General features: G+C 66.8%; 18 protein-coding genes. 17 read left to right on the top strand and 1 reads right to left on the bottom strand.

Features of this window, described 5'->3' with window-relative positions:
- The 17 genes from tssB to M9924_19405 are packed head-to-tail and all read left to right on the top strand — an operon-like array spanning window position 1 to window position 18,819.
- Entirely contained in the window at window positions 1–531 is a 531-nt protein-coding gene (tssB, locus tag M9924_19325) for a type VI secretion system contractile sheath small subunit (protein MCO5066537.1), read from the top strand.
- 4 nt (window positions 532–535) lie between these two features.
- Window positions 536–2,044 carry a type VI secretion system contractile sheath large subunit gene (gene tssC / locus M9924_19330; protein MCO5066538.1) on the top strand — a complete coding sequence of 503 codons (1,509 nt, stop codon included), beginning with the start codon at window positions 536–538 and terminating at the stop codon, window positions 2,042–2,044.
- 26 nt (window positions 2,045–2,070) lie between these two features.
- Entirely contained in the window at window positions 2,071–2,538 is a 468-nt protein-coding gene (locus M9924_19335; GenBank protein ID MCO5066539.1) for a type VI secretion system tube protein Hcp, read from the top strand.
- Window positions 2,539–2,582: 44 nt separating this feature from the next.
- Window positions 2,583–3,302 (top strand): type VI secretion system baseplate subunit TssE, encoded by a 720-nt coding sequence (gene tssE / locus M9924_19340; GenBank protein MCO5066540.1) that lies wholly within the window; start codon window positions 2,583–2,585, stop codon window positions 3,300–3,302.
- The gene (gene tssF, locus M9924_19345; protein ID MCO5066541.1) at window positions 3,302–5,173 is read left to right on the top strand and encodes a type VI secretion system baseplate subunit TssF; all 1,872 of its coding nucleotides are present in this window, start codon (window positions 3,302–3,304) and stop codon (window positions 5,171–5,173) included. Before tssE ends, tssF begins: the two co-directional genes overlap by 1 nt.
- Window positions 5,137–6,198: a type VI secretion system baseplate subunit TssG gene (gene tssG, locus M9924_19350; protein MCO5066542.1), complete on the top strand. Its 1,062-nt coding sequence runs from the start codon at window positions 5,137–5,139 to the stop codon at window positions 6,196–6,198. The genes tssF and tssG overlap by 37 nt, the downstream gene beginning before the upstream one ends.
- Window positions 6,195–7,607 carry a type VI secretion system-associated FHA domain protein TagH gene (gene tagH, locus M9924_19355; protein MCO5066543.1) on the top strand — a complete coding sequence of 471 codons (1,413 nt, stop codon included), beginning with the start codon at window positions 6,195–6,197 and terminating at the stop codon, window positions 7,605–7,607. The genes tssG and tagH overlap by 4 nt, the downstream gene beginning before the upstream one ends.
- Window positions 7,608–7,610: 3 nt before the next feature.
- Window positions 7,611–8,063 carry a type VI secretion system lipoprotein TssJ gene (tssJ, locus tag M9924_19360; GenBank protein ID MCO5066544.1) on the top strand — a complete coding sequence of 151 codons (453 nt, stop codon included), beginning with the start codon at window positions 7,611–7,613 and terminating at the stop codon, window positions 8,061–8,063.
- 32 nt (window positions 8,064–8,095) lie between these two features.
- A complete protein-coding gene (tssK, locus tag M9924_19365) occupies window positions 8,096–9,430 on the top strand; it encodes a type VI secretion system baseplate subunit TssK (protein MCO5066545.1) in 1,335 nt (444 codons plus the stop codon).
- Between the two features lie 4 nt (window positions 9,431–9,434).
- Window positions 9,435–10,808, top strand: coding sequence for a type IVB secretion system protein IcmH/DotU (gene icmH / locus M9924_19370; GenBank protein MCO5066546.1), 1,374 nt, complete (start codon window positions 9,435–9,437; stop codon window positions 10,806–10,808).
- 1 nt (window position 10,809) lies between these two features.
- Window positions 10,810–14,355: a type VI secretion system membrane subunit TssM gene (gene tssM / locus M9924_19375; protein MCO5066547.1), complete on the top strand. Its 3,546-nt coding sequence runs from the start codon at window positions 10,810–10,812 to the stop codon at window positions 14,353–14,355.
- Window positions 14,352–14,876 (top strand): type VI secretion system-associated protein TagF, encoded by a 525-nt coding sequence (gene tagF, locus M9924_19380; protein MCO5066548.1) that lies wholly within the window; start codon window positions 14,352–14,354, stop codon window positions 14,874–14,876. The genes tssM and tagF overlap by 4 nt, the downstream gene beginning before the upstream one ends.
- Window positions 14,877–15,749, top strand: a complete 873-nt coding sequence (locus M9924_19385; GenBank protein ID MCO5066549.1) for a DUF4150 domain-containing protein — start codon at window positions 14,877–14,879, stop codon at window positions 15,747–15,749.
- A 13-nt stretch (window positions 15,750–15,762) separates the two neighbouring features.
- Window positions 15,763–16,191, top strand: a complete 429-nt coding sequence (locus M9924_19390) for a hypothetical protein (GenBank protein ID MCO5066550.1) — start codon at window positions 15,763–15,765, stop codon at window positions 16,189–16,191.
- Between the two features lies 1 nt (window position 16,192).
- Window positions 16,193–16,684, top strand: coding sequence for a hypothetical protein (locus M9924_19395; GenBank protein MCO5066551.1), 492 nt, complete (start codon window positions 16,193–16,195; stop codon window positions 16,682–16,684).
- 3 nt (window positions 16,685–16,687) lie between these two features.
- Window positions 16,688–17,776 (top strand): DUF2169 domain-containing protein, encoded by a 1,089-nt coding sequence (locus tag M9924_19400; GenBank protein ID MCO5066552.1) that lies wholly within the window; start codon window positions 16,688–16,690, stop codon window positions 17,774–17,776.
- On the top strand, window positions 17,764–18,819 hold the full coding sequence (locus M9924_19405) for a hypothetical protein (GenBank protein ID MCO5066553.1): 1,056 nt from the start codon (window positions 17,764–17,766) through the stop codon (window positions 18,817–18,819). The genes M9924_19400 and M9924_19405 overlap by 13 nt, the downstream gene beginning before the upstream one ends.
- A gap of 6 nt (window positions 18,820–18,825) precedes the next feature.
- Here M9924_19405 and M9924_19410 read toward each other — a convergent pair whose 3' ends face one another.
- Window positions 18,826–19,992: a hypothetical protein gene (locus tag M9924_19410; GenBank protein MCO5066554.1), complete on the bottom strand. Its 1,167-nt coding sequence runs from the start codon at window positions 19,990–19,992 to the stop codon at window positions 18,826–18,828.
- Between the last annotated feature and the right edge of the window lie 3 nt (window positions 19,993–19,995).

Consider the following 19,995-nt stretch of genomic DNA (forward strand, 5'->3'; position numbering starts at 1 on the left):
ATGGCTGAGAGCAAGGCAAAAGTCATCGAGCGAAACCGCGCGCCGCGCGTGCAGATCGCCTACGATGTCGAGCACTATGGAAGTCCGACGACGATCGAACTGCCCTTCGTGATGGGCGTGATGGCCGATCTGGCGGGGAAATCGGAGACGCGGGAGGCCCAGAAAATCCTCACCGACCGCTCCTTCGTGGAAACCGATGCGAACCGCTTCCCGAAATTCATGGAAGCGCTCGGGCCGCGCGTGAAGGCGCGGGTCAAGAACGTGCTGCCGCAGGCCGAGGGCCAGGAGCAGGACGAGGAACTGGCGATCGACGTCAGCTTCAGCAGCATGGGCGACTTCGCCCCCGACAAGATCGCCGAGCAGGTGCCCCAGCTCGCCGAAATCCTCAAGATGCGCCGCCAGCTCGAAGAACTGCTCGGCATGATGGACGGGCGGGTCGATGCCGAAAAGCGCATCGCCAAGCTGTTGAACAACGAACCGTTGCTGGCGCAGATCGCGAGCCAGGCGACCGACGACAAGAGCGGGGAGTAAGGTGATGGCAGAACAGCAGAAAACCGCCGCAACCGGGGCCGCCGAGGCGGAAGCCGTCGATCTCGGCGAGTTCAGCGAACTCCTCGAAAAGGACTTCAAGGTCAAGCAGGACGAAAGCGAGCGCCTGCAGCAGCTTGTGCGCAACCTCGCGCTGGCCGCCCAGTCGCGCACCGAGACGACCGCGATCTCCTCCAACGCCATCCGCTCGATCAAGTCGCTGATCGCCGGCATCGACAAGATGCTCTCGGCGCAGATGAACGAAATCCTGCATGCGCCGGAAGTGCGCGAGATGGAGGGAACGTGGCGCGGCCTCTGGTATCTGGTGAACAACACCGAGACCGACCAGAAGCTGAAGATCCGCGTCCTCAACATCTCCAAGGAGCAACTGGCCGACACGCTGGAGGACTATGAAGGCCAGATGTGGGACCAGAGCCCGATCTTCAAGAAGGTGTACACCGACGAATATTCGATGTTCGGCGGCGAGCCGTTCGGCTGCCTCGTCGGCGCCTACGAGTTCACCAACCACCCGCGCGACGTGGGCCTGCTGCGCAACATCTCGGGCATCTGCGCCTCGGCGCACACGCCTTTCATCGCCGCTGCCTCGCCCCGCCTGTTCCGCATGGATAGCTGGCAGGAACTGCCGAACCCGCAGGACCTGCAACAGATCGTGTCGAACCCGGCCTATGCGTCGTGGCAGTCGCTGCGCGAGAGCGAGGACTCCCGCTATATCGGCCTGACCATGCCGCGCGTGCTGGCGCGGCTGCCCTACGGCGCGGACACCATTCCGGTGAAGGGCTTTTCCTTCGAGGAAGAGGTGCAGGGCGACCACAATAAATATGTCTGGATGAACGCCGCCTTCCCGATGGGCGTCAACATCAACCGCAGCCACAAGCTGTTCGGCTGGGGCACGCAGATACGCGGCGTGGAAAATGGCGGCACGGTGCTCAACCTGCCGGTGCACAGCTTCCCGACGGATGACGGCACCACCGCGATGAAATGCCCGACGGAAGTGGCGATCGACGACCGCCGCGAGGCGGAACTGGCCAAGCTCGGCCTGATGCCGATCCTGCACCGCAAGAACACCGACCTCGCCGCCTTCATCGGCGCGCATTCCCTGCAGGACGACGATGCGCGCGCCGGCCGCCTCGTCGATCCCGACGCTCAGGCCAACGAACGGCTGAGCGCCAACCTGCCCTATCTTTTCCCGGTCAGCCGCTTTGCGCACTATCTCAAGGCGATTGCCCGCGACAAGGTCGGCTCGTTCAAGGAACGCGCCGACATGCAGATCTGGCTGACGGAATGGATCAACCGTTACGTCCTGGCCAACCCCGCCTTCGCCGACGACAAGGCGCGGGCAAAGCGGCCGTTGGCCGCCGCAGAGGTTCAGGTGGACAGCGTCGAGGGCCGCCCCGGCTATTACAACGCGCGCTTCTACCTGCGCCCGCACTACCAGTTGGAGGGAATTAACGCCTCGCTCCGGCTCGTCTCTGAACTGCCTTCCGTGAAGTCCTGACCAGATAATGGAAATGGAGACAAGCGATGCCAGAACCTACCATCAAGATCGACGGCTTTCTTAAAGTACCGGACATACCCGGCCCCAGCACGCGCGACGGCCATGAAGATGAAATCGAGATATTCGGCGCGGATTTCCAGATCACCGCGCCCCACGACCCCAATTCACTTTCGCGCCGGGGCCGCGTTTCCCTCGGCGTTTTCACCGTCTGGAAACATTACGACATGTCGTCGCCCTACCTGAAGCAGGCATTGTTCGAGAACAAGAAGCTCGACGAGGTGGTGTTCTCGGCACGCCGCACCATCGACGGCTCGACCAGCGACTATCTGGTCGTGACCATGACCGACGCCTCCGTCATCACCTACCACATGGAGCCGGGCGAGGGCGACGAGGCCGATCTCTTCGTCGAGAAGGTCGGCTTTGCCTACAAGGCGATCAAGTTCAACTACGATTCCGATCATGAGTATGAAATGGATGTCCATGTCGGTGTCTGACGCCGCAGGCTTCCGCCTGGCCCCGATGCCTATGGGCTGACGGCATGGCGGAAAAGACCAAAGCGCCATACCGGGCCACGCGCGAGGCGGTCCAGCCTTCCCTCTGGGACCGCCTCGTCAACGACCTGCCGGGCCTCGGCTCGGAGATCGACGGCCTTGAGCAGGGCCTGCGCGGAGAGCTTGGCGACCGGCTCGACGCGCTTGTGGCCGGCGGCGTGCGCGCAATCGACGCCGACGGCACGCTGACCACGGAGCAGCGCAAGCGGCTGCTGCGTCTCGGCTTCCAGCACCAGCGGCGCGCCGAACTGGAGCGGCGCGGCGTCGTCGTTTCGCCCGACGTGCTGCGCGAGGCCGTGCGCCGCGACATCGAGGCGCTGTTCAACACAGAGCGCTACCAGTCGCAGCCGCTGCTTTCCGACGCCGAGGAGCACAAGGCCGCGGGCTACCTGCCCGACCTGAACGACTTCCCCGAAGTGCGCCGCAGCGTCATCAATTACGGCGTGCCGTCCTTTTCGGGCCGCTCGGCGCGCGACTTCGACCGCGACGCGCTGGCGCGCGAAATCCGCGCCGTGCTCGCCACCTTCGAGCCGCGCCTCAAGGAGAGCGAGACGAAGGTGACGGTGAACACCGGCGACAAGGGCGGAGGGCTGAGGATCGAGATCGACGCCGTGCTCATCATGACGCCGACGCCCGAGCGGCTGAAGCTGCGCACCACCATCAACCTCGACAACGGCGCTGCCGACACACGCTTGCAGGAGGCCTGATGGATCGGGTCTTCCTGCAATATTATGAAGAGGAACTGACCCATATAAGGTCGCTGGCGAGCGAGTTCAGCGACATGCACCCTGCGGTCGCGCGCAATCTCTCGCTCGACACCGTGCCCTGCCCCGATCCCTATGTCGAGCGGCTGCTGGACGGCGTGGCGTTTCTGGCCGCGCGCACGCGGCTGAAGATCGACGGCGAGCGCTCGCGCTTCTGCCGCGCCATCCTCGACGTGCTCTATCCCGACCTGATCGCGCCTACCCCCGCCACGGGAACCGCCGTTCTCACGCCCGGCAAGCAGGTGCAGACCATGCTGGGCGGTCATGTGGTGAAGCGCGGCGCGAAGCTGGTCTCCAGCCTGCGGCCCGGCCTTGCCACGCGCAGTACCTTCACCACCGCGCAGGACGTCACGCTGTGGCCGGTCGAGATCGCCTCGGTCGATTATCTCCAGGACCGCAGCGCCCTTCTGTCCGCCGGAGTCCAATTGCCGGGCGCGACCGCGGAGGCCGCGCTGCGCATCACGCTCTCCGTCGTCGGCAAGGCGCGCATGGGCGAGCTTTCGCTCGACCGGCTCGACCTGCACTTTCCGCGCCGCGAGACAGCCCCGACCCTGTTCGACAGCCTGTTCAGCGCCTGCGCGGCGGTCGGCGCGCGCAAGGCGGGAAGCGCCAACCGGCTTTCGCGTGCGGCAGGCCCGGCGATGATCGGCATTGGCGACGACGAGGCGCTGATGCCGCGCACGCGACCGACCTTCGAGGGCTACCGGCTCTTGCGCGAATATTTCATGATGCCGGAGCGCTTCCATTACATGCGCATCGACGGGCTGCTGCCCGCCGTGCGGCAGGCGGAGGACAAGCTTGAGATCCTTCTGCTGCTGAAGCGCCGCGCGCCTGAACTTTCCGGCATGGCGGCTGCCGATTTCGCGCTGTTCGCGACGCCGGTCATCAATCTGTTCGAGCGCGAATGCGACATCGTGGAAACCGATCTGCGCAAAACCCGGCAAGTGCTGCACGCCGACCGCACCCGGCCCCGCGACTTCGAGATCTACCGGCCCATCCGCGTTTCCGATGCCGACGCGGAAGGAGCGGAGGCCAACATCCCCGCCCTGTTCAGCCTCGGGCAGAACAGCGGCAGGGGCTGGGTCTATTCCATCGAGCGGCGGCCCCGCCGCCCCGCCGACGACGAGCGGCGGCAGGGCATGACGCGCACCTCCTATCTTGGCGACGACGCTTTCCTCGCCATTTCCCGGCCCGTCGATGCAGGCGCTACGCCGCCTCCCGCAAGGCTGGACGTGGCGGCGCTCTGCACCAACCGTGACCTGCCGATCCTCGACGACCAGCCGACGCTGATCCTTGAAAGCGGCGATCCGGTCGAGACGATCCGGCTGCTCGGCGCGCTGCGTCCTCCGCGCCCGGCGGTGGCGGCGGCGCTGCCCACCAGCGCGGCAGGCGAATCCCGCGCCGAGGAACTTGCCTGGCGGCTCATTTCGCAGCTTTCGCTGAACTTCCTCAGCCTTGCCGAGGAAGGCCGGGGGGCCGACCCGCTGCACGCGGTGCTGGACCTCTATGCCGAGCGCGGCGACCCGGCACTTGCGCGTCATGTGCGCTCCATCGTGCGCATCGAAAGCCGCCCGGTTGTCGAACGGCTCGCCATACCGGGGCCGATGTGCTTCGGTCGCGGAACCGAGATCGTGCTGCATGTGGACCAGTCGGTGATGGCCGGCCACAGCACGCTGCTCCTGTCGGCGCTGCTGTCGCGGCTGTTCGCGCGCTATGCGGGGGTCAACGGCTTCGTGCGCACGCGCACCAGGCTTCTTCCCGGACAGGAGGATGTTGCATGGCCGATGGCGCCCGGCAACCGTCACCTGATCTGACCGCCGCCGGCGGCCCGCCCCCGGAGCTGTTCGATTTCTTCGAACTGCTGCGGCGGCTTGAGGCGGATGGCAGCCTGTTCGGCCATGCCGGGCGGCCCGAGCGCGAGCCCGCGCGGCTCGGGCAGCATGTGCGGCTGGGCTTTGCCGTGCAGGATGTGATCGGCTTCCGGCAGGCGGCGGGAGAGCCGACGCGCGTGACGGTGGCCAATCTGGGGCTGCTCGGCCCCGAAGGCCCGATGCCGCTGCACCTGACACGCTGGGTGCTCGACCGGCTTTCGCAGCGCTGGTTCGTGGGCGGCGCGGAGCGCGAGACGAGCGACACCACATTCGTGGAATTCATGAATGTGCTCCAGCACCGGATGATCGCGCTGTTCTATCGCGCATGGGCGGATTCCACCCCCGCCGTGCAGGTGGAACGGGTGGCGGGTGGCGGCATTCGCGCGCTGCTGCAATCCATGGCGGGCATCGGGCTGCCGGGAACCTCCGGCGGCGCGACCGCCGCGCTCGACCTCGTAAAGTTGCAGCAGGCAGCCGCGCTCGCGAGCCAGGTCGAGGGCCCGGAGCGGCTGACCCTGTTCGTCTCGCAGGCATTCGGCGTGGCGGCGCGGCTGAAGGAGTTCGTCGCGGCCTGGATCAAGGTGCCGCCCGCGCTGCAATCGCGGCTCGGAACGGCGCATATGGCGCTCGGCGGCGGCGCGGTGATCGGCCCGCGCGTGTTCACCCGCCAGAGCCGGGTCGAGCTGGAACTGGGGCCGATGAGCCTCGCGCAATATGAAACCTTCCTCCCGGCTGGCGCGAAGTTCGACATGCTGCGCCGCGCCGTTCTGGAACTGGCGGGCGGCGGGCTGGACGTGGATCTGCGGCTGGTGGTGGCGGCCCGCGAAGTGCCCCCGCCGAAGCTCGGCGCGGTGCGGCTCGGCAGAACCGCATGGCTTGCACGCCGCCCTGAAAAGGGGGATGCTGGCGACATGCGTCTGCGCGCTGTCGTGGGATGGCGGCCTGAACCGATGGGAATCGGCGCATGAGCCTGATACTGAAGCTGGAACATGGGCCGCGCACCCAGGCGATGCGCGAGGCCCGGCTCGACAAGGGCGAACTCCTGATCGGTCGCAGTTCGGAGGCGGACTGGCAGATCGAGGACCCCGACATGTTCGTTTCACGGGCGCACTGCCGCATCACCGGCGACCAGAGCGGCTATTTCGTGACCGACCTTTCTTCCAGCGGCCTGTTCATCGACGGCTCGCCCGATCCGCTGGGCTCCGGCAATTCCACGCGGCTCAGGAACGGCATGCGGCTGCGGCTCGGCGACTATGTGCTCTGGGTGGAGGTGGCGGCGGGCGGCGACGCCCAGCCCGCCCCAAGCGCCGCGCGCCCCGCCCCCGCCAACAGCAGCAACCTCGAAAGCGACGACTTTTTCTCCATCCGCACCGAGGAGGAACCGGCAAGGCCGCGCCCGTCCGACCTGCCCACGCCCTTCGAGCAGCAGCGCACGACCGGCCACCAGCCGCCGCCCGCCGCAGGCAATCGCAACGGCCCGGCCTTCGACGACCCGTTCAGCCTCGATCCTCTCGCCTCCCCCGGTCCCGGAAACGATCCATTCGGCGGCTCCGCGAAACCCCGCCCGCCTGTGGAGCGGACGGCGATCGACCTCCCGCAGGGCCTCGACGATTTCAGCTTCGGCACCAGCCGTTCGGAGACGTTCGGGCAGGCTGCGAAGCCGGCTAACGGAAACCCTCAGCCGGCTGCGAAGGAGCCCGCGCGGCCCGACCCATGGGAGCTTCCGGCCCCTGCCCCGGCGCCCGTCGCCCCGCCGCCGCCAAGCGTGGCGCGCGCGCCCGATCCGCCGGCTGCCGCCACGGTTTCCGAACAGGCGTTGCGCGCGGCATTCATGCGCGGCCTCGGCCTTCCCGACCATGATGCGGCGGACGCCGACCCCATCGCGGAGATGGAACGGCTCGGGCGCGAATACCGGCTGATGATGGACGGGCTGATGCAATTGCTGCGCAAGCGCGCGGAGGAGAAGAACAATGCGCGCGTCGCGCAGACCGTGGTCGGCTCGACCGAGGTCAACCCGCTGAAATTCCTGCCCGGCGTGGACGATGCGCTGGCCGTGGTCCTTTCGGGGCGCAGCCCCGGCTTCCTCAACGGGGAGGCGGCAATCATCGATTCGGTGCGCGACCTCGCGGGCCACCATGTGCGCGCCTGGCGTGGCGTGCAGGGCGCGCTGCGACGGATGATCGACCGCTTCGACCCGGCGGCGATCGAGGAGGAGCTGAAATCCGGCTCAACGCTCGGCGCGGCCCTTTCGGGGGGCCGCCGCGCGATGCTCTGGGAGCTTTACCGCAAACGCCACCGCGAAATCGCCCAAAGCGCCGAAACGCGCTTTCTGGGCGAGATCGGCGCTGATTTTCGTGACGCCTATGAGGAAGAGTGAACCATGATAAACCGTCGTGACCTCATCGCAGCCTTCGGCGCAACCGGCTTTCTCGCCGCCTGCCAGAGCGGCCCGCCGAAACCGTCCACCGTCACCGTGAACCTTGCCGGAAACGCCGGGATGAACCCCGGCCCCGGCGGCGGCGACCGCCCGGTCACGGTGATGATCTACCGGCTGCGCAGCACGGCGGCGTTCAACCAGGCCGACTATTTCGCCTTGCAGGGGGGTGCTGCGGGCGTTCTCGGCGGTGACCTGATCGGCTCGGACTCCATCGCCGTCGCGCCGGGGGCGACCGCCTCCAAGACGATCACGGTGGAGCCGGAGGCGGCAGCGCTGGGCTTTGTGGCGCTGATCCGCGACCCCGGCGGGCGAAACTGGAAAACCACCAAATCCGTCTCCGCCGGATCGACGGTAACGATCAACGTGAAACTGGGGAGCGGCGGGATTTCCGCCTGAGGCAGGCCGATGGATCGCAGGAACGTGCGGGCATGACCGACGCGAACAGGGTGTTATGGTCCGAGGGGCTGTTCCTCAGGACACAGCACTTCCAGCAGCAGGACCGCTACATGGAAGCGACGGTGCGCGGAGCGTTGCAGGCGGGCCGCCTGCAAACCTACGGGTTCCGCTCGCTGACGCTGGATCATGCGCTTCTGGAGGCCGGGCAGGTCGCGGTGCTTTCGGCGCGCGGCCTGTTCCCCGACGGCACGCCCTTCGCCATACCGGAGACGATGGACCCCCCTGCCCCGCTGGCGGTTTCCGCCGACGTACCGGCAGGCCCGGTGCTGATCGCCGTGCCGCTCGAACCGGAGGGCGGCGTCGGCTTCGACCCCGCCCATGCCAGCCCGAGCGGGGCGCGCTATCGCGGCCGCATCGTCTCGGTCAATGATGCCGTGCAGGGCGGCGCGGACCCCGAGGAAATCGAGATCGCGCGGCCCGAGGCGCTGCTGCTGCCGCCCGGCAAGTCCGTGGGCGGCTACACCGCGCTGCCGATCGCCGAGATCAAGGGGCTGAAGGCCGACGGCAGCGTGTCGATGGTCGATACGTTCCTGCCGCCGACGCTCATCACCGCCGCCGCGCCCTGGTATGCCCGGCTGTTGCAGGAACTGATTTCAGGGCTCGACGCCATTGCCGACGCGCATGGCAAGGTGGTGCTGGGCGGGCCGGGGCGCAGCGTCGAGGACCTGCTGATGCTGCAATTGGCCAACGCCGCCCGCCCGCGCCTTGCCCACATGCTGGCGCAGGACGTGTTCCACCCCGCCGAACTCTACATGGAGCTGGCGGGGCTGGCAGGATCGATGGCGACCTACGGATCGAGTTCGCGACGGCTGACAGAGCTGCCGCCCTATGACCACATGGCGCCCGCGCCTGCCTTCGTGGCGCTTGCCGACACGCTGCGCTCGCTGATCCTCAGCCTGCGCTATGTCGAGCCGAAATCGCGCGCGCTGCCGGTGATGAAGCATTCGACCAATGTGTGGAAGGTGCGCATCGACAATCCGAAGCTGCTGACGTCGAGCCGCATCGTGGTGCGGGTCGGCTCGGAGCTTTCCGAGGATGCGCTGCGCAAGATCTTCGTCAACCAGGTGACGGTGGGCGCGGCGGACGAGTTCGAAGGGCTGTGGAAATCGCGCCTGCCGGGCATCCCGCTGAAGCCGCTTCATTCGCAGCCGCGCGAAATCCCCTATGACGGCGACCGGCTGTGCCTCGAACTGGACCAGCGCAGCGAGCACTGGGCCTCGCTGCTCGACGCGCCGGGCTTCGTGATCGGCGTTTCGGGCGTGCTGCCCAGCGAGCCGCAGGTCGACTGCTTTTCGGTGAACAGGTAGGGCCATGAGCAAGGACGATCCTTTCGGACTGTCGGAGGATCGAGAGCGGACCCGCATCCGCCTTGTGGACACGCCCGCGCAGCGGCGGGGCGCGCCGCCCGAGCCTCAACCCTATGCGCCCGGCCCTGCCTATGTGCCCTCCTCGGCCAATGCGGTTGCGGTGAACCGCGCCCGCGCGCACCCAAACGCGCTGGTCAGCGCCTTTGCGCCGCTGCTTGAATTCGCGCCGGAACTGGAAAGCGCCCTGCCGCCGGAAAACCCGGAAACGCTGCGCACGCGCCTGCTCGACACGCTGGTGCGTTCACGCGATGCGGCGGTGGCCTCGGGCGCCTCGCTGGAGCGCGCCGATCAGGCCGCATGGGCGGTGGCCGCGCTGCTCGACGACCTCGCGCTCAACACGCCGTGGGGCGGCGCGAGCGCCTGGCCGCGCCAGCCGCTGGTGGTCATGCTGCGCGGCGATGTGGACACCGGGACCCAGTTCTTCGTGCGGCTGGAGGAACTGGAGCGCAATCCGGCGCGCGACCCGCAGCTTCTCGAACTGCTCTATTTCTGTCTGGCGCTCGGCTTTCGCGGAAAATACCGCGTGCCTGGCCGCGCAGGCGACCGCTCGCTGAACGCCGTGCGCGTCGCCACCGCGCGCTTCCTGCGCAACCCGGACACCGAAAGCGCGCCGATCTCGCCGCACTGGAAGGGCGTCGTCGCGTCCGACGAGCCGCCGCGCTTCATCGTGCCGATCTGGGTAATGGCGCTGGCTGCGGTCGTGCTCGCCACCGCCGTCTATGCGGGGCTGTCGATGGGCCTGTCCTCGCAGGCGACCGAGCTTTCCACGCTGGTGCGCGCCCTGCCGCCGCCCGACCGCGTCGGCATCACCCGCATGGTGGCGAAGGAGCCGACGCCGCCGCCCCCGCCGCCGGTGGTGGATTTCGCGCTTCTGCCGGAGTTTCAGGCGGCGGCTCCCGAGGCGCTGCGCGCAGCGCTCAAGGGCAATGAGAGCATCTCGCTTGCCCGCCTCGTCATACAGGCTTCCGACCCCGAGCTTTTCCAGTCGTCGCGCGCCGAGCTTTCCGACGGGTTCGATCCGCTGATCGCCTCCGTGGCGAAGGTCATCGTCGACAATGAGGAGCTGATCGGCAACGTCACCGTCGTCGGCCACACCGACAGCGTGCCGCTCCAGCGCAGCAATCCGCTGTCCACCAACCAGCGGCTTTCCGAGGCGCGCGCGGCGACCATCGCCGACATCCTCGTGCAAAACGGCGTGCCGCGCGATCGCGTGAAGTCCGAGGGCCGCGCCGCCACCGACCCGGTGGCGGACAACGCGACGCGTGAAGGGCGCGCCCTGAACCGTCGCGTGGAAGTGCTGGTCGAGAAGAGGCTGTAGGATGTTCATCTTGCGCTTCATCTGGGCGGTCCTCACCTCTCGCATCCTGTGGATGCTGATCGGGCTTGCGCTGCTTTCGCTGCTGATCTGGGTGTTCGGCCCGATCATCAGCGTGGGGTCCGCGCAGCCGCTCGCCGACGACACGGTGCGCATCGTGGTGATCGCCGCGCTGGTCATATTGTGGCTGATCTGGATGATCGTCGCGCAGCGCCGCGCTATGCGGGCAAACCGCATGTTCGTGCAGGAGATCGCCGCGCCCGCGCCCGAACCCGCCGCACCCTCCCCCGGCGAGGAAAGCGTCGCCGCCGTCGGCGCGAAGTTTCAGGGCGTGGTGAGCGAGTTGCGCCGCCGCAAGCTCGGCAAGCGCTTCCTGCGCGAGATGCCGTGGTATGTGATCGTCGGGCCGCCCGCCACCGGCAAGACCACGGCGCTGAAGCAATCGGGGCTGAACTTCCCCTTCGACCTGTCGGACGACCTTCACGGCGTGGGCGGCACGCGCAACTGCGACTGGTTCTTCACCGAGAACGCGGTGCTGATCGACACCGCCGGGCGCTATGTGCAGCAGGAAAGCCAGCCCGATGTCGACGCCACCGAGTGGCTGGGCTTTCTCGACCTGTTGAAGAAGCACCGCGGCCGCCGCGCGCTGAACGGGGTCATCGTCGCGCTCTCGGTCGATGCGCTGTCGGAAGGCGACGACGCGATCCGCGAGCATGGCCGCAAGATACGCCGCCGCCTTGCCGAACTGAACGAAAGGCTGGAAATCCGCCTGCCGGTCTACCTGATGCTGACCAAGGCCGATCTCATCAAGGGCTTCGAGCAGTTCTTCGGCGGGCTGTCCACCGCCGGACGGGAACAGGTCTGGGGCACGACCTTCGCGCTCGACAGGCGCATCGACGCCAAGGCCGTCGCCGCCGAGATTTCGGCGCTCTCGCGCGAACTCGAAGGGCAACTCGTGCCGAAGCTGGAGGCGGAGGACAATCTTCAGGGCCGCGCCGAGATTTTCCGCTTTCCGGCACAGCTCGAAAGCCTGTCCGAGCCGATACAGCTTCTGATCGAGACCGTGGCGGGTGAGACGCGCTATGAGGAAGCGCCGTGGCTGCGCGGCATCTACCTGACATCGGCGACGCAGGAAGGCGCGCCGATCGACCGGCTGACCGCTGCCCTTTCAGGCTCTTTCGGCCTGCCGCCGAAGCGCTCCATGCTGGCCCCCCGGATCGAGCGGCGCAGCTTCTTCCTCAAGAACCTGCTCACCGAAGTCATCTTCAGGGAGGCGGGGCTCGGCACGTTCGATCCGGCGGCGCTGAGGCGGCGCGCGTGGATCTGGCGCGGCGCGGCGGCCGCCTGCGGCCTCGCGGTGATCGGCGCGGGCGCGCTGTTCACGCTTTCCTATTTCGACAACCGGCAGGCGGTCACAACGCAGTCGGGCCAGCTCGAAGCCTTGCAGCGCCCGCTCGCGGCGGCTGCCGCCGAACCCGTGCAGGTGGAGCAGCCGAGCCTCGACACCGCGCTGGCGGCAATGGACGAGGTGGTCGCGGCGCGCGTCGAGCCACCATCCGCGCTGCGCAACGAGGCCGGGCCGTCCGCCGGGGCGGAACTGGCGCAGGCGCAGGCCGACGCCTATGACCGCACGCTGCGCAACGTTCTCGAACCGCGCATGGTGGCGGCGCTCGAAGCCACGATGTGGCGGCAGATTCGCGAGCCGGAATTCATGCTCGGCGCGCTCAAGACCTACCGCATGATGACCGGCCTGTCGCAGATGGACACAGATTTCGTGCAGGACTGGTGGGTCAATCAGTTGCCGGATTTCGCACCGGTCGCGCTGTTCCCGACAGAGACGGCGGAAGAGCACCAGCTGGCGGCGATCCGGCGCATGGCGATCGACGACAGCTACATCCAGCCCGACCAGGCGCTGGTCGCCGAGGCGCTGAAAAGCGTGTGCACCATCTCGCTGCCCGCCCGCGCCTACAAGCAATTGCTGGCCGATCCCGACGTCGCCGGGCTGCCGGAATGGGTCCCCGCCAATTTCGCAGGACCGAACGGGGCGAAGGTGTTCACGCGCACCTCGGGCAAGACGCTCCGCAGCGGCATTGCGGGCGCCTTCACCTATGCGGGCTTCCATGACGCGATCCTCGACCGGGTCGAGGATGTCTCGGCGCAGGCCGCGCTCGACCGCGCGGTCTTTGCGGGCGGCTGCTCGGAAAACGCGGAGACATCCGTGCCTGCCCTGACCGAGGACGTGCTGAAGCTCTATTACGAGGACTTCATCGCGCAGTGGGACAGCTTTCTGCGCGACATGCGCCTTGCGCCGCTGACCAATCTGCTGGTCGCCAGCGACAACCTCAAGGACTTGTCCTCGGCCGACTCCGCGCTGAAGCGGCTGCTGACCGCCGTCGTGCGCGAAACGGACCTGACGCGCAGCGAGGACGAGGACGAAGGCGGCGGCGACAACAAGGCGCAGAAGAAGGCCGGGAACAAGCTGCTGGGCAAGCTCGGAAAGCTCGGCAAGTTGGCGAAGGCGGGCGCGAAGCTTCTGCCCAAGGCGGGTTCGTCGGACCAGGTGGACCTGACCGGCACGCTGGTGGCGGAGCATTTCAAGCCGCTGAAAGGCACCATCGCCGAAGTCGACGGCCAGCCGCCCGCGCTCGACGCCGCCGTGGTTGCGCTGACCGCGCTTTCCAACGTGCTCCAGACGGTCAACGCGACGCCCGACCCGAGCGAGGCGATCAAGAAGCAGGGCGGACTGGCGGAACTGACCGGCGCGGTGGCGCGGCAGGCGCAGATCCTGCCCGACCCGGTTGACGACTGGCTCGGCGGCATCGCGGGCGACACGAGCGGCCTGACGCAAAAGGCAGTGACGTCCGAGCTGAACGCCATCTGGCGGGCCGAGATCCTGCCCTTCTGCCAGGCAGCGCTCAACAATCGCTATCCCTTCGACGCCAGCAGCGCGGTGGATGTCAACGTCAAGGATTTCGCCCGTCTGTTCGGGCCTGCCGGAATGATCGACGCCTTCACCAACGACCACCTGCTGACCTATGTGGACACCACGACCCAGCCGTGGAAATGGCGCGCCGATTTCGGCCTCGATCCTTCCGCGCTTGCGGCATTCGAGCAGGCCCGCCACATACGCGACGACCTGTTTCCGGGCGGGACCGGCCCGGTGATGAGCTTCACGCTCGAACCGAAGGACCTGTCGCCCACGGTCTCGCGCGTCTCGCTCAATCTCGACGGGCAGACGCTCGTCTATTTCAACAATGCGACGCGCCCGCAGCCGATGACATGGCCCGGCAAGGACGGCACGGGTGCGATCTCGCTCGCCTTCCAGCCGATCGACGGCTCGCCGGAGGTGATGGTCACCGAAACCGGAAGCTGGGCGTGGCTGCGCCTGCTGCGGGCGGGCCGCTTCACCGCCACCTCGCTGGCGGACGTCTACAATCTGCGTCTCGGCGCTCAGGGCTTCTATGCCGATTTCGAGCTGAAGGCCGCCAGCGTCGAGAACCCCTACAATCTCGAAATGTTCAAGAAATTCACCTGTCCGGCACAGATATGACCACCGGCTTCTTCGGCAAGATTCCCGCCACGGGCGACTTCATCGCCTCGGGCCTGCCGCGCGTCTTCGTGGACCGCTGGGACCGCTGGATGTCGATGGAACTTCGGGCGCGGCCCGACGACGGCGCGCTCGACCCGCGCGCCTGGCGCTTCGCGATCCGGGCGGGCATTTTCGGCGACCAGCCCTGCGCGGGCGTGTGGCGCATGAGCCGCGACCGCATCGGCAGGCGCTATCCGTTCGCGGTCGTGCGGCTCGGGGCCCCGCCCGACGCCGCCGACCCGTGGTACGACGCGGTTGCGGCGATCGTGCAGGGCATGGTCGAGGAGGAACGCGCGCAAAACTGGATCGCCGGGCGCATCGCCGCCTTGCCCGAGCCGGGCAGCGCCGACAGCCGCGACCGCATCGCCTTCTGGCTCGACGACTGGGAGGTGCACGAACTGGCCTTTGCCGACATTCACGACCTTGCCGAAAACGGGCTACCCGCCATGCGCGCGGCGCGGCCGGAAACGGAGACGCTCTAGGTGGCATGCACCGTCTTTGCAGAGAAACTGGGCTGGTTCCACCAGAGTAGTGGCGGAACCGGCACGGCGCCCGGCGACGTGTGCCTCAGCCCACCTCCGCCGCCGACCGGTCCTGTTCCCGTACCCTACGTCAACATGCTGTTTGCCAGCGACCTCACGAAAGGCAGCAAGAGCGTCAAGGCCGACGGCAGCCCGACCGCGCTGGAGAACAGTTCCGAGATCGCCACCAGCACCGGCAACGAGGCGGGCACGCAGGGCGGCGGCGTGGTCACCCACGTCACCAAGGGGAAAGGCAGCTTCTCGCTTTGGTCCTTCACGGTGAAGGTCGAGGGCAAGGGAGTTTGCCGCCATACAGATCCGATCTTGCAGAACGAGTCATGCACGCCACCGAACTGCACCGCGCCGGGCGCGAGAACGCTTCTTGAAAACAAGCTCATCGAACTCGGCATCGAGCCGGGAACGCCCTGCCCGAAACCGTATGAAAGCGAGAAGCATCGGCCCGGCATTACCCAGGCACAGGAGGACGAGGTTTACGGCAAGAAGTGTTGGGAGTGCGCCAAGCAGATCCGGGCAGGCAAAAAGCCAAAGACCCCCGGCGGCAAGTGGATGCGAAAGTCGGGCTACGAAGCGAGGTACGGCAGGAGGCGGAGGAAGATATACAAGAACCGGGATCGCAAGAGAATGACCCCGGACCACCAGCCCCCGCTAAACCGCGCATGGGAACTTGGAGGCTGCCATCTCAAGACTGCCGGGTTCAAGGAACTGATGAGCCAGCCGGAAATGGTCCGGCCGCATTGCCGCGCACATTCAAACAGCCAGGGCACCAAGGTCAAGGCAGCCGCCGACGCATTGCGAGCCAGCCGCGGAGGCTAGAGAGAGAGGCGATATGGATCAGCGCTACGAGGATATCCAGGCACGCTACCTCGCCGAAATGCGGCAGATCCTGCCCGAAATTACGGCATGGTGGAAAGCCAATGCGATACGCGACCCGAGCGACATCACGACAAAGCCGGCCAATGATTTTGAAAGACGGTGGCCCGCGGGCCCTACCGCCCACCCGCGGGTCCTGCATATCTTTCGCAAATATTTCCTCGAGATCGATGCCCTCAATGTAGAAAACGAAACGCGCGAACCATCATCGGCAACCGCTTCGGAAGAGGACTGGGGCACAGACGAGGACGAGGAAGCCGATTTTCAGCTCCCCATCGACCTCCTGGTGGATGATCTGCCGGATGTAGCGCCCGATGTGTACGGGCTGGTCAAGGCGATGGTCTTCGTGCCCATCGGGCTTTCTCCCGACGAGGAGTATTGCTGACGTGGCATTCAAGATCGTCCACAACGTTCAAAAGGCGGTGCAGCAGCTCCTCGAAGCGCCGGACGACCTCGCTCCACTGGTCACGGACCAGGGCCGCGCACGGCCTCTCACCCAGGCCGGCAGCGAACACCAATCGCTTTACGCCCAATATATTACCGACTTCGAGACCGCCTATGAGATCGGCGACGCATGGTGGCAGGACTGCGTTGACGCGTTTACGGAGGACGGTCACCCGGAAGACGAGGCCGTCGATCTGGCCTATAGCAAGCGACTTGCAGGGCCTGCCTCCGCGCCGGAAGTCGTCTGGTTCTTCCGTACCTACTGGCTGGCATTCGATGAGGTCAACCGGGCGCTGCCCCCTGAAGACCGTGTGCCGCCGCAGGTCGCCTTGCTCGGTTGGCTGGTCGAGGAGGACCGCACGGAGTATATTCGCCTGCTTACATGCATGCCTTACTGGCCGATCGGCCTTGACGAAAATAGAAACTGGTCCTGAGCGATGAGTGCGGCTGTCTGGCTTGAAAATCGCACGCCTTTTGATGCCGAAACGCATATCCAGCTCAATTCAGATGGTCAGGAAGTGCTGGTCGTGATGCTGTCGGCCAGCTTTCAGTCCGACCCGGAAGACGGTGGATTGCGCCCCGCTGATGAGCAGCTGCCCGTTACGTTTGGCGACGTGCCTTTCGGAAATCCGGTCCTTTCGTCGAACCGCTACGAGGCCGACATAGCGCCGGTCAAGCCGGCTGCGGAAATACTCGTCAACGGCACTGCGTACGCGCCGAATGGCAAGCCTGCACGCGAGATGCAGGTCGGCATCCGCGTCGGCGCGATGCGCAAGGTGCTCAATGTCGTTGGGGACCGGATCTACGATATGGGCAGCTTCAGCGCGCCCGCTCCATTCCGCACCATGCCGGTCGTCTACGAGCGCTCCTATGGCGGCACGACGCCCGATGGCAAGATCGATCAGCGCAATCCGGTGGGTGTCGGCTTTCACCATGCGCCTTCCGCCGATCCCTCGGTGAGGACGGAAGCGCCCAACATTACCTATCCGGGCGAGCCTTTTCTCAGCCCTTCGGATCGTCCAAGACCGGCCGGTTTCGGCGCTGTAGGACGCGGTTGGCAGCCGCGCCTCAGCTATGCCGGCAGCTATGACAAGGCCTGGCTCGATTCACAATGGCCCCTGCCGCCGAAGGATTTTGATCCGCGCCACAATCTTTCCACCCCGGAGGACCAGCAATTGCCGCGTCTTGCCGGCGGAGAAAGTGTCACGCTTGTTGGCCTCACCCCGTCAGGACGCTGGGATTTCCGGCTGCCGCGCGTCACTGCTCCGGTCAGGCTCATCTTCGACGACAGGATCGAAGATACCGAATTCGCGCCCGACACAGTGCTGATCGAGCCTGATTTCGAACGCATCACCCTGAAGGCCCGGCTATCCTTTACGCTGCGTCGGAACGCACCCTCGCTGAGGGAGATCGTTTTCGGCCACGTATCGCCGGTATGGCTGAGTGCTCGACGCAAGCGCAAGGCATATTTCAATCCTCTGGGCGGCGACGGCACCTTGACGGACCAGCCGGTATGGCATCCTTGAAGCGTCCTCTCTACCTGACAGGGGCCGGCGCGGTGACGCCCGCCGGGCTCGACGCACGGCAGACACTCGCCGCCATCCGTGCAAGCCTTTCCTCATTCGAGGAAATGACGCTCACCGACCCTATCGGGGCGACCCAGATCGTTGCCCGTATCCCCACTCGGCATAATCTTCGCCGCACCCAGGGCGAATGGCTGGTCAACATGGCCGCGCGCGCAATCCGTGAGGCGGTCCATGGCATTCCCCCGCAAACAGTTGCCGCGACGGCGCTGTTCATTGCACTGCCTGAGAATTTCCGAAACCATCCCGCCTTCGAGGACATACCGCCACGGAATTTTCTCGCGGCAGTGAGCGAAGCGAGCGGCCATGTTTTTCATCCCGCATCCCGTGCAATCGACGGAGGTGCTGCCGTCACCATCGGGCTTGCGGAGCGGGCCGTCCACCTTATGGAAGAAGAAGGCGTCGCACAGATACTGCTCGGCGGCGTGGACAGCCTTGTCAACAAGGCGGACCTCACGCGCCTTGGACAAGCGGGGCGGCTCAAGGGGCCGGACAATGGCCAGGGTCTCGTGCCGGGTGAAGCTGCCGTATTCGTGTGCCTGACACGTGACGGCTCGGGAAAAGCGGGGACTGCAGTCGCTGTCTCCGGCATAGGCATCGCACAGGAAGCCGACAGCGTCCTTTCCGACCGCTACAGCCAGGGCCGCGCCATGCTTGGTGCGCTGCGCAACGCAGCTTCCGGACCTGGCCCGTCCGAACCGGACATCGACTTCATCGTCTCCAACAGCAATGGCGAGCGCTATGCCGGGATCGAGACGCTGATCGCGGGACCCCGCTTCTACCGCACCCGCCGCGATATGTTCCCGATTGCATATCCCGCGATGACGGTCGGTGAAATCGGCGCGGCGGGCGGCGCGCTGGCGCTGATGCTGGCCGCCGACAGCTTCCGCAACGGCTATGCACCGGGACCCGTGGCCATGTGCGAGGTGGCGTCGGAATCCGGTCTGCGCGCCGCGGCAATCGCCAGTGCCGTGCGTCGAAGATAGAGCGTTTCACATCCACATCGGATAGGAACGCGTCCTGCGCCAGTTGCCGAGCACTCGGGCAGGTTCGGCGATCGCCTCCGTCAGCGCATCCAGTCGCTCCCGGCGCATCGAGCGGAAAGGCCGCATTCCTCGGCCACCTCCCCGTCCATCGTCCCACCATTGGGAGACTGCGTCAGCTACAGGCAGCGCGAGCGCATCGATATCGGCGAAGGTTTCGCCAAGGCTTGACGGATCGGCAGTGAACAGGCTGACGTCTCCAAAATCGACCTCGAACAGGTCGCGCAACGCCAGCCCGGCGGCCTCGCACAATTCGGGGTCACGCATCCGCTCGATCAGCCAAGGCATGATCGTCCGCTCGCCGAAAAGGCCGATCGAGCGAACCGCTTCGGCGCGCAGGTGCTGCCTGCCGAGATTGCCCTGAAGCCAGCGCTTCGCCTGCTCTTTCGGGGTGGTCAGAAGCCGCAGTTCGATGCATTCCAGCGCAGTTGCGCCGCCGGCCAGCACGATGCGGTCGAGCACCGGATGCGCCAGCCGCGCTTCACCGAGCAGGCAGGCGGCGCGCGCGGCTGCCATGCGCTCCTCCTCCGCCTCGGCGTCGAGCGCGACCTGTACGGGCACCAGCATGTCGACGCGGCCAAGCGCGCCTGCAAGCGCAAGGGCAGCGCAGCGCACGCCCGCATCCCGGTCGCCGATCAACTCCGGCAGCCGGTCGCCGGGATCGGCGCGATAGTGCCGCAGCACCGCGAGGCCCAGCCCGCACAGGAACGGATCGCGCGCGTCGATCCATCCGGGGAGGTGGCCGCGCAGCCCCTCACGCGGGCCGTGCAGCATCGCGGCCGAGAGCGCCGCGACGCCCTCCGCGCCGAGTGGGCGCGCGAGGTCGAGAGCCTTGCCGAGCGCGGCGTCCTCCCCCGAGCGTAACGCGATCGCACCTATGACAAAGAGTTCCGGCGGCTCGGCATAGTCCTCGAAACGGTTGAGCGCGGCCTGCCAGCCAGCCTCGCCCGCCGCCATCAGCCCTTCGAGGTTGGCCTCCAGCCGCTGGTCGATCCTGCCGATTTCCGTGGCGTCGAGGAACGGGCCGTCGATCTCCAGCCTGCGCCGCGACCACAGGAAGGCCGCGTCTTCCGCGTGCAGGTCGACGAGCGGGGGAATGGTGGCGACGCGCAGCATCCA

This window comes from Rhizobiaceae bacterium (genome assembly GCA_023953835.1).
In the GTDB taxonomy this organism is placed as follows: Bacteria; Pseudomonadota; Alphaproteobacteria; order Rhizobiales; family Rhizobiaceae; genus Mesorhizobium_G.

What these genes read in the sequence shown, in the direction of transcription:
- M9924_19410 (MCO5066554.1), bottom strand. Translation starts at nt 19,992, where the DNA reads ATGCTGCGCGTCGCCACCATTCCCCCGCTCGTCGACCTGCACGCGGAA.
- tssK (MCO5066545.1), top strand. Translation starts at nt 8,096, where the DNA reads ATGACCGACGCGAACAGGGTGTTATGGTCCGAGGGGCTGTTCCTCAGG.
- tssJ (MCO5066544.1), top strand. Translation starts at nt 7,611, where the DNA reads ATGATAAACCGTCGTGACCTCATCGCAGCCTTCGGCGCAACCGGCTTT.
- tagH (MCO5066543.1), top strand. Translation starts at nt 6,195, where the DNA reads ATGAGCCTGATACTGAAGCTGGAACATGGGCCGCGCACCCAGGCGATG.
- tssE (MCO5066540.1), top strand. Translation starts at nt 2,583, where the DNA reads ATGGCGGAAAAGACCAAAGCGCCATACCGGGCCACGCGCGAGGCGGTC.
- M9924_19335 (MCO5066539.1), top strand. Translation starts at nt 2,071, where the DNA reads ATGCCAGAACCTACCATCAAGATCGACGGCTTTCTTAAAGTACCGGAC.
- tssB (MCO5066537.1), top strand. Translation starts at nt 1, where the DNA reads ATGGCTGAGAGCAAGGCAAAAGTCATCGAGCGAAACCGCGCGCCGCGC.
- tssF (MCO5066541.1), top strand. Translation starts at nt 3,302, where the DNA reads ATGGATCGGGTCTTCCTGCAATATTATGAAGAGGAACTGACCCATATA.
- tssG (MCO5066542.1), top strand. Translation starts at nt 5,137, where the DNA reads ATGGCCGATGGCGCCCGGCAACCGTCACCTGATCTGACCGCCGCCGGC.
- tssC (MCO5066538.1), top strand. Translation starts at nt 536, where the DNA reads ATGGCAGAACAGCAGAAAACCGCCGCAACCGGGGCCGCCGAGGCGGAA.
- M9924_19400 (MCO5066552.1), top strand. Translation starts at nt 16,688, where the DNA reads ATGAGTGCGGCTGTCTGGCTTGAAAATCGCACGCCTTTTGATGCCGAA.
- tssM (MCO5066547.1), top strand. Translation starts at nt 10,810, where the DNA reads ATGTTCATCTTGCGCTTCATCTGGGCGGTCCTCACCTCTCGCATCCTG.
- M9924_19405 (MCO5066553.1), top strand. Translation starts at nt 17,764, where the DNA reads ATGGCATCCTTGAAGCGTCCTCTCTACCTGACAGGGGCCGGCGCGGTG.
- icmH (MCO5066546.1), top strand. Translation starts at nt 9,435, where the DNA reads ATGAGCAAGGACGATCCTTTCGGACTGTCGGAGGATCGAGAGCGGACC.
- tagF (MCO5066548.1), top strand. Translation starts at nt 14,352, where the DNA reads ATGACCACCGGCTTCTTCGGCAAGATTCCCGCCACGGGCGACTTCATC.
- M9924_19390 (MCO5066550.1), top strand. Translation starts at nt 15,763, where the DNA reads ATGGATCAGCGCTACGAGGATATCCAGGCACGCTACCTCGCCGAAATG.